At 42.6% G+C, this 9,058-nt stretch carries 8 protein-coding genes; 3 read left to right on the forward strand and 5 right to left on the reverse strand.

Translation table 11 applies throughout. From position 1 onward, the window contains the following. Both H6S82_RS09230 and H6S82_RS09235 read right to left on the reverse strand, forming a co-directional pair. A partial coding sequence (locus H6S82_RS09230) for an adenylate/guanylate cyclase domain-containing protein (RefSeq protein ID WP_191056166.1) occupies window positions 1-2,049 on the reverse strand: 2,049 nt, incomplete at its 3' end. 349 nt (window positions 2,050-2,398) lie between these two features. Continuing rightward, window positions 2,399-3,085, reverse strand: a complete 687-nt coding sequence (locus tag H6S82_RS09235; protein ID WP_242056878.1) for a Uma2 family endonuclease — start codon at window positions 3,083-3,085, stop codon at window positions 2,399-2,401. A gap of 76 nt (window positions 3,086-3,161) precedes the next feature. Between H6S82_RS09235 and H6S82_RS09240 the strand changes: the two genes are divergently transcribed. Continuing rightward, window positions 3,162-3,728, forward strand: a complete 567-nt coding sequence (locus H6S82_RS09240) for a hypothetical protein (protein WP_242056879.1) — start codon at window positions 3,162-3,164, stop codon at window positions 3,726-3,728. 167 nt (window positions 3,729-3,895) lie between these two features. Beyond that, a complete protein-coding gene (locus H6S82_RS09245) occupies window positions 3,896-4,504 on the forward strand; it encodes a hypothetical protein (RefSeq protein WP_191056167.1) in 609 nt (202 codons plus the stop codon). A 185-nt stretch (window positions 4,505-4,689) separates the two neighbouring features. Here the strand turns inward: H6S82_RS09245 and H6S82_RS09250 are convergent, their stop codons facing one another. Together H6S82_RS09250 and H6S82_RS09255 are read right to left on the reverse strand one after the other, a co-directional pair. Then, the gene (locus H6S82_RS09250) at window positions 4,690-5,901 is read right to left on the reverse strand and encodes a M20 family metallopeptidase (RefSeq protein WP_190466466.1); all 1,212 of its coding nucleotides are present in this window, start codon (window positions 5,899-5,901) and stop codon (window positions 4,690-4,692) included. A 184-nt stretch (window positions 5,902-6,085) separates the two neighbouring features. Next, entirely contained in the window at window positions 6,086-6,664 is a 579-nt protein-coding gene (locus H6S82_RS09255; protein ID WP_190466469.1) for a DUF4126 domain-containing protein, read from the reverse strand. Window positions 6,665-6,870: 206 nt separating this feature from the next. Here H6S82_RS09255 and H6S82_RS09260 point away from each other — a divergent pair, with 206 nt between their 5' ends. Continuing rightward, on the forward strand, window positions 6,871-7,170 hold the full coding sequence (locus H6S82_RS09260) for a hypothetical protein (protein WP_190466472.1): 300 nt from the start codon (window positions 6,871-6,873) through the stop codon (window positions 7,168-7,170). 152 nt (window positions 7,171-7,322) lie between these two features. Here H6S82_RS09260 and H6S82_RS09265 read toward each other — a convergent pair whose 3' ends face one another. Next, complete coding sequence (locus H6S82_RS09265) at window positions 7,323-8,480, reverse strand: response regulator (protein WP_190466475.1); 1,158 nt, start codon at window positions 8,478-8,480, stop codon at window positions 7,323-7,325. Between the last annotated feature and the right edge of the window lie 578 nt (window positions 8,481-9,058).

Genomic DNA, 9,058 nt, shown 5'->3' on the forward strand with positions numbered 1-9,058 from the left:
AGCGCTATTTGCTGATAGCTTAATTATTCTAGCCTCGAAGATAGTTCCAACAACGTGCTTGCCATCCAAAACAGTATATTGTATTGATATCGGAGACTTCATATTGAATAATTCGCCTTGACTTTCAGGCAAAAATAGGTTATATTTTCCAGATATCCCGCATACATCATAAAGAGTAATTGGTTTTTGAATTCCCTTTGGTTCTACCTGCATTCGATCGTTGAATTTGATGATGTCACCTGCTTCTTCTAAGGTGAATTCGGAAATCAGAATTTGACCTCCAACCGTATAAGATTCGATGCGCCCAGTTAGATTGACATGGTTACCTACTACACCATACTTGGCGCGTTTTTGGGAACCGATATTTCCGACTACCACTTCGCCTGTGTTAATACCGATGCCCATTTCTAGTTTGGGTATACCCAAGCGTTTTATGCGTTGATTAACTTTATCCATTGCTAACTGCATAGCTATGGCACAGGCAACGGATCTTTGAGCGTCATCTTCTCTTTGAGTTGGCGCACCAAAGATAACCAAAATAGCATCGCCAATGAACTCATCAATAGTTCCTTCAAAATGGGTAATTACATCTACCATTGCCTCCAAGTAGATGTTTAAAAAGTAAACAACTTTTTCGGGTGCAAATCGTTCGGATACAGCTGAAAATCCTCTCAAGTCAGACATCAAAATAGTTACCTTCCGCCTTTCCCCTCCCAATTTCAGTCCTTCGGGAGTTTCTAGTATGCGTGCTACTACTTCATCTGTAAGATAGCGGGAAAATGTCTGACGAATATATGCTGCGCTTACAGCTAAATAAGCGACGATCGCAATTGCAGAAAATGTTAGAGCCATTCCTGATGGAACTAGGGGAACCCACCAACCAAATAGGAAGAGAAGATAAGAACCACCGATTAAAATTCCGCCAGCAAGTAAAATACTGGCAGCTGTCCAAGGGAATAATTTTGTATGAGTTTTCCTATGTCGTAATTTCCAACTCAAGGTAGCACCAAGCGCCGACCAGCCGAATGTCCACAAATAAGCCAGGGGTGCATCCCAAACTTTGATTAGGGGGCGCTTGTCTAATACCGAACTTAAAATTTGGCTGGTTAAATTGGCATGAATTTCTACTCCAGTAGTGGGCAGACGATTCTTGACTAGACCCGTGTAGGGAGTGTAAAATTCGTCTTTGAGGCTAGCTGCGGTTGCGCCAATCAAAACGATGCGATCGCGCATCAAGTCTGGCGGTATTCTATCCTCAATAACATCGGTCATTGAGACAGTGCGAAAACTTTTGGCTGGCCCGCGAAAGTTCAACAATACTTGGTAGCCACCATCATCGGCTCGCACATAAGCGCCGTTATTGCTTTTAAAACGAGTAAATACGGTATCGCCTATTTTTATATAATTGTCTTTTGTAAAATCATGAGTAATATTCTTTTGTTTTAGGTAAATTAAAGCCAGTTTTAGCCCCAAAGTTTCTACTTTTTTACCATCTGAAGTGTAGAAAAACAGCAAGCCTCTCCGAATTTTGCCATCTTCATCTAACACCAGATCGGCAGCAGCCACTTGACCTCTTACTTTGAGTGCTGGCGGTGGGGCGACGGCAGAAGTTTTATCCTCCACTTTGTTGCCATCAATAGCAATAAAATTCGGTTTTTTTTCAATGCCTATCAAGTTTGGCGTCGTCTCGAATATTTTTACTAATTCTTGATGACCGGGGTTGACTACCAAATCTCGATATAAGTCCAGGCCGATCGCGCTCGGCTGCTGTTTCTTGATTTTCTGGAGCAACTTAGCAAGGACAGCATCGGGAGCGGGCCACTGTCCTACTTTTTGGATATCGAGTTCATTAATACCAACAATGACAATGCGCGAGTCGGTAGGCTCCAAAGGACGCCAACGAAAAAATTGATTTAGAGCCGTCCACTCCAACGGTTGCAGCCATCCTAAAAAATGCAGAAAAAACACAAAACCTGTAACGCTAGGGGTTGTAATTAATACTGCACGCCATTCCCAAATGTTCTGTTTGATGCCTTTCCATTTGCTCATTGGTATCTCTAAATTATGGCAAGTTGTTGTAAAAGAGTCAGCGGTATAACGCAAGTCATCCAGAGCGATCGCTATGGGCGATCGTCAAGTAACTTTTACTATACTTATTGCATTCCTTGCCATCTTCTCATCTGTCTTAGCGCTTAATTTTCCGATCCATTCTCTATACTCCAGGTATTAGCCCAAACCCAAAATCCGCAGCAAGCAGAAGCCGATCGCCTGTGCGACGCCATCTGTGTTGACTTTTATTTTAAGTGCTTGAACACTTAGATCGGAAAATGAATTACAATAACGTTACGAGCTTACTAGCTTGAATTAGGAGATTTGCTGTATTTACAAATATCCCATTCTATATCAATTTCATAAAAGCATTCACCGCATCATATTGGTCTGCCATTCGCGAATAAAACTCTAGCGATCGCAAATCCAATTCCGGCAAAAGTTCACTTTTACTCACCAACTCATATCCCGTTTCACGCAAGCAATAAACCGAAATTACACCATCCTCCCAAAACCAAACTTCTCGCACTCCCACTCGACGATAAATTTCGAGGATATCAATTCCCCCGCTCGTTACTATCACTTCAATTGCTAAATCTGGAACTGACTTGCGCGTACCCAAACAATAAGACTCATCCGGTTCTTTCCTTGCACCCAATTCTTTCATTCCAATCGTCGTACTACCCCGCGCATAAAAACGGATGTTTTTCATCCGCATATAAATCTCTAACAACTGGCATAAAGTTTTTTTAGGTTCTTCATGATCCTCAGATAAGGGAGCCATAATTTCTAAACACCCATCTAAATAAGTTAAGCGTGCGCCTGTTCCTGACAAATCTACATCTAACTTTTCCAGAGTCTCCCATGTGACGTTTGAGAGGAAGACTCCACTTGTAACCAATCCCGCTTTAGAAGTGGCGATAACCATCTGAGTCACCTTTCGCGATCGCTTTTCCATCATACATAACTTCAAAGAGTGGTGACTATTTCGACAAGCTAAAGAATTAAGGATGTCATTTTCTGAGTTGATTTGCAAGTTTGAAGGCTTTAACTGAATTTATCAAATATTTCTCGCTCCTGATTACACTGCAACTGTGGTATAATTATTAGTTATGCTTGAAATCTTCGGTAACAAGGTAAGCTTAACATTGCAAATGAAGTACATTAACGATCCCAAAATTGCTTCTGATGCTGCAAAATCTGAATCTACATCAGCGGAAGATTTAGAGCTTCTTGCCTCATCACAACACATTTTTGTCCGTGAAGCTGTTGCCGAGAATCCGCATACTCCTGCTAATACGCTGAAAGCTTTATTTCCCTCTTCATTAGAAACGGATAACAATGTTCGGATTGCACTAGCAGTAGTTAAAAATTCAGTACATGGTAATGAGTTTCTTCTCACCACCGCCTCTATGGTGCGAAGTAATCTGTCACTCTTTGAGCCTCGTAACTGCTATCCCATGATGCTGATTGAAGCGATTGCCTCACATCCCCAAGTAACGATCGATAAAATATCTCCGTTACTCGACCCCACTTCCATACCACGTCATATACGCGATCGGATTGCGCGAATTGCTATACAAGAAGAACTTCTCATCAAGTTATCTCAAGACCCAGCACAAACAGTTCGCTCCAGAGCCACCAAACGTATTGCAATGCTGAAGACAGAGAGTTTATAAAATAAATAGTTCCTATTAGCGTTCAGTTTTCTAAACCTAAACCGAATTCATTAAATATTTCTCGATATTGGTGTTATAGTCAAACAGGGCTATAATTATTATTGAAGCTCGCTCTCGTTCAAAATTATGTAAAACAGTAGAATACGTTGACGATCTCATCGATTCAAATGCAAGCTGTCATAGAAGTACCTTATTATGAGGATGACTTTCTTTGCCCTTGGGAAACTCCAGAATTTAAACCATTTTCAAAGATCCGTTTATGTGGAGAAATGGGCTATCCTCAAATTGGATTAGTCTTTGCACAACTGGCTAAATACAACCAAATAGAACTAACAGGCGACAGACAAACTATTTTGAGGCAAATCCTGAAAGCGAAGACTTTAGTTTTGCCAGGTGGAATACAGGTTGTCTGCAAGAAGCGGGGTACTATTTCCCCAAGCTGTTGTTGTGGACTTGAAGGCTGGCGCGAATGGATAGATGTATTGAAAACAGGTGTGTCGCCTTGGTTGGGACACGATCCGAGTCCGTGGATTGAGATAACGGGTGATGTACTTCGTGTTTGGTCAGATGGTGGCATAATGCAAGTCAACAATGCCTTTTACATTGATATTTCACGTACTCATTTTGAGGAATCACTGATACTTGTAGAACAAGATCTTCAGGGGTTTTTGTTTTCTATTGAAAGTTGGGCGCAAGAAATCGGATTTGTAGAGTCTAGGGAATTAGTTCAGAAATTTGATGAGTGTTTTAGTATTAGGAAAAGATGGAGATATTAGAGGCAAGTCGTCCCAGTTGAAATTGCGAACTTGCTGCTTGGGTTTCCTAACTCGCTACTTGCAAGAAGTTACTCGATCGCACTTCCATACCACGTCATCTACGCGATCGAAACTGGTACAGATAAACCCGGTTTCTTCAAGAAACCGGGTTTATAACCCATCTTATAGAAACTCGACTTCTCACACTAACGACAAAACTTTTCCACACAACCGACAAAAATTTCCACTCCCATCCCCAACGCTGTCTCATCAAAATCAAAGCGAGGATGATGGTGCGGATAAGCTAAATTTAGATTGGGATTGGCAGAACCTAAAAAGAAATAACAACCCGGTACTGCTTGCAGAAAGAATGACATATCTTCCGCACCCATTGTTTGACAATTTGGCACCACACCCAAAGGAGTTTCTACTACCTCTAAGGCGACCGATCGCACTAACTCAGCTATCCCAGGATCGTTAATCGTAGCTGGATATTGCCGCCAATAATTCCAATCGTACTTCGCGCCGTGACTTTGGCAAACTCCGGCAATAATTTGTTCGATTCGTTTTGGTAAAAACTCTCCCAAAGTTGGGTTAAAATATCGTACCGTGCCACCTATTTTCGCCGTATCTGCTATCACGTTAATTGCAGTTCCGGCATGAAATTCTCCCACCGTTACTACCGCTGACTCGATCGGATCGACATTGCGCGATACGATCGTCTGCAACGCATTCACGATTTGGCTGGCGACGACGATCGAATCGATCGTTTGATGCGGTATCGCACCATGTCCGCCTTTACCCATAATCGTGCATCGAAAACCCTCGGTCGCCGCCATCAATGCGCCACTACGAACGCCTACCCTACCAACGGGTAGCTGGTTCCACAAGTGAAGGCCAATTATAGCATTAACATCGGGATTTGTCAATACTCCCGCTTCGATCATCGGTTTTGCGCCCCCCGGCCCTTCTTCTGCGGGTTGGAAGATAATTTTTACAGTACCGGCGAAGTCATCGCGATGTTGAGAAAGATAATAAGCTGTTCCCAGTGCGATCGCGGTATGTCCGTCGTGACCGCAGGCGTGCATTACCCCATCGTGCTGGGATTTGTAGGGTACATCGTTCTCTTCCTGAATTGGCAAAGCATCCATATCTGCCCGAATTGCCAGCACCGGTCCCGGTTGACGCCCCGCAATGGTCGCCACAATACCCGTTTGGGCGACTCCAGTTTGGCGATCGATTCCCCATTCCTGTAGTTTCTTCGCGACAAATTCAGAAGTCAACTTCTCCCGGAAACCGAGTTCGGGACGTTGATGCAAGTTTCTGCGCCATTCTACAAGGCTATTTTGCAATCCGCGAATTTCTAAGCGGATGCGGGATAAGTCTACGGAAGGAGAACTCAGGAAAGTGGAAATCATTTTTCAAACTTTGACAGGTGCGCTCGTTTCAAGGATACTAGATTTTTGCCCAGGACTTACGCACGACCATCCGAGAAACCGGGTTTCTGGGTAGAACTGTAGTTCCCTAGCGACGATTTTTCAGAGAAACCGGGTTTCTTTGCGAAAATTGCAGTGCGGACGAGAGTTTGTCTAGCTACAGACTTTAGTCTGTCGGCGTTGTTGGCACACTTCTCCCCAAGATCTGCCACAATTTCACTCCTGCAAACACACCCAAAACTGCCAATAAAACAACAGTAAAAATCGGCACGATTATTCCCAAAACTGACAAAATAATCGAAGTTGCTAACTCAACTGTTGCCAACAATGGATTAGCAACTCCCCCAGTCGTTCCCGTTGAAACAAAGCGGGTAATATTAGTTAACGCTTCCACAATTCCAGCAGAACCACCGCCTGCGATAATGGCGACACTCCATTGCAGCAACGGATCGACATGAGAAAAGAACGAGGCGGTGATAGTAGTGCCAGTGGCGATCGCAATCGGTGTAGCCAGCAAATCCAATACGTGATCTACCCAGGGAATATAATATCCCAAAACTTCGATACCAGTCGCGATCGCAAACGCTGTCAGCGCCTCATAAGTGCCAATCCACTCAAAGCCTGGGGATAGGGTCAAATGCCCGGAAAGTGCGGCCATACTCATCACCAAAGGCGGTACAAATACGCGAAATCCGCACGCCGCACTCAAACTAATGCCAATGCAAATTCCTAATAAAATATCCATACGCTTTTTTACCTTTACCCCCTATTCTTAACCTTGCCTAATTGCCAGGTGGCTCTACATCCAACCGCCGACATAGTTAGATGAAGTAATGAGTAATGAGTAAAGAGTAATTACGAGTCTGTACCTATCAATTTAATCCCAACGAAAGAGTAAAACTAAATACTAAATTGCTAAAACCTTTAGCAGTAACAAAGAGGATATCACCTATGACTAACCAGCAAAATCGAGTATTGCCAGAAGATCCCAGAGAAGCGGAACCTGGAAGGGGTGCGCCCGGTAACAACCACTATGGAGTGCAATTGTCGGAAAATGTATTGGGGGTCAACGCTCCGGATGCAGAAATTCCATCTAATGTAGATGTAGACCTCAATATCAAGCAAGTTGAGGCAGCCAGAGACCAAGAAGAAGATAGCGACCTAGATACTACTGCTGGCTACGTTATCGATGAATCTGGGCGTCTCGACAACTTTGCCATTGAGCCTCCTATGTACGTAGAAGAGCGCTAAAATGCGATCGCGGCTGGGAGAGCTTTGGAGCGATCGGCCTCCCAGCTGTAAAAAAGATAAAGTTTTAATTAGTACAGCACCGCAGAAATAACCCACCCTACAATTAAATAAGTTTTGACGATCGCCACAACAACGCGAGAGCCCAATTTGGGTTATTCTAGCAACTGCGCTTCCATATTAATCTTATATTCAAGTAATTTAAAATTGGTAATGTCGTGAACGGTAATCAAACAACCATCTCCAAATTTTACAGCCATCAAGCGATACCATATCTGAAGGTTATCCTTTTTCCAATAAAATTCTCGCTCGATCGTTGCTCCCCTCTCAACTACTTTTACAAGTGAATCAAACAGGGTGGGATTAAGTTGATTGAGCAATTTTTTCAGGGTAAACTTCTCCATGAGGTCGGTTCGTTGTTGGCCAAATAACTTAGCAAAGACGGGATTCACCACCAAACACTGAAAATCGCTAATTTCTTCAGTTATGGGATCTCTTACCGCTTCCCAAGCGGCAATACCATCTTGAGAGCTATTTAATAACCTGGCAAGTAAAGCGCGAGATTGGTAGAGAATTTCTACGGTTTGTTGATGTTGTTGGATTTGTTCTCTCAACTGGCGTTTTTGTTGTTGGATAGTCAGTTGATTTTGAATCCTGGCTATAACTTCTTCTGGTTGAAAAGGTTTGGTGATATAATCAACTCCACCTACTTTAAAGGCTTTTACTTTATCCATAACTTCGTCTAGCGCACTTAAGAAAATTATCGGAATTTCTGAGGTAGTTTCATCGGCTTTTAGGGCTTGGCAAACTTTATATCCATCCATTTCTGGCATTTTAATATCCAGTAAAATGATATCTGGTGGGTTATTGCCGATCGATCTTAATGCCATCTGACTGTTGGTGACACTGCGAACTTTATAACCGCGTTTGGTTAATACGTATGTTAAAAAAAGCAGGTTTTCACTGGGATCGTCAACAATTAAGATATTGCCTTTGGAACCTGAACTTTCATCAGTGTGGTTTTCTGCTATTTCTTCTTCCAGGAAACAAGGTATCGGGGAAAGCGTTTCTATTACCAACCGAAGGTTATTTTTGGTGATTTTTTCCCCAAAAACGTCTGAAAGGCGCTGCCATAACAGGGAGGCCAAATCTTTAATATAACCGATGCTGAGAAATAAGCTTTCGGCAACTTTGGTGTAAGTTTCGTTGTCCCAAGCAGCTTTGAGAATTTCTTTTTCTGGAAGAGTCAATTGTTTCCCTGTTTTCGATTTTAGGGTAGCTTCTATAAGTTGCAGTGCTTCTTCGCTTGTCATGGTTGACTTAGTATTTTTTTTGCAGACTATTTGTATTTGCATATTGTCACTCAACTTAATTTGTTATCAATAGGCTGGCATCGTTGAAGTTCATCACTTGTGCGATCGCACCCTACTCCCTAGCAGGAAGTAAACTTTATTGATGCTTACCTGCAATAGCTCAGTAAAAACACTGTATTTAGTTTCCACTATCTAACAGGATTGCACCACTCAAGTTTTGCATTTTAAGATCTCAAGTTAAAATTGGCCGGGATTAAGGAATTAAACTCCCGATTGGTTAGCTTTTGGGCTTTGTTAAGTTTTTTCTTCGATAACGGCTAAATTGCTTAACTTGATAAACTTTCTCTTATCTTGCGAAGCGATCGTCTTAAGTTGATATTTTGACAGCCTCAACACCAACTCCCAGATGTGTGGGGGGAAGCCTTATTTAGTAGGCATTTGGGAATTCAATAATTTTTACCTATGGTCATAAGTACGGGAGAATCGCCAAGATAAGCAAGGTTCTGCTTTCTCAGGTGTAAGCCCAGGCTTGTTTAATCCCGCTTCTGAAATTAAAACAGTAAATCTAGGCAAATGTA

The sequence above is a fragment of the Planktothrix sp. FACHB-1355 genome, assembly GCF_014748295.1.
GTDB lineage: Bacteria > Cyanobacteriota > Cyanobacteriia > Cyanobacteriales > Aerosakkonemataceae > Aerosakkonema > Aerosakkonema funiforme_A.

What these genes read in the sequence shown, in the direction of transcription:
- H6S82_RS09240 (WP_242056879.1), top strand. Translation starts at nt 3,162, where the DNA reads ATGCTTGAAATCTTCGGTAACAAGGTAAGCTTAACATTGCAAATGAAG.
- H6S82_RS09245 (WP_191056167.1), top strand. Translation starts at nt 3,896, where the DNA reads ATGCAAGCTGTCATAGAAGTACCTTATTATGAGGATGACTTTCTTTGC.
- H6S82_RS09250 (WP_190466466.1), bottom strand. Translation starts at nt 5,901, where the DNA reads ATGATTTCCACTTTCCTGAGTTCTCCTTCCGTAGACTTATCCCGCATC.
- H6S82_RS09255 (WP_190466469.1), bottom strand. Translation starts at nt 6,664, where the DNA reads ATGGATATTTTATTAGGAATTTGCATTGGCATTAGTTTGAGTGCGGCG.
- H6S82_RS09260 (WP_190466472.1), top strand. Translation starts at nt 6,871, where the DNA reads ATGACTAACCAGCAAAATCGAGTATTGCCAGAAGATCCCAGAGAAGCG.
- H6S82_RS09265 (WP_190466475.1), bottom strand. Translation starts at nt 8,480, where the DNA reads ATGACAAGCGAAGAAGCACTGCAACTTATAGAAGCTACCCTAAAATCG.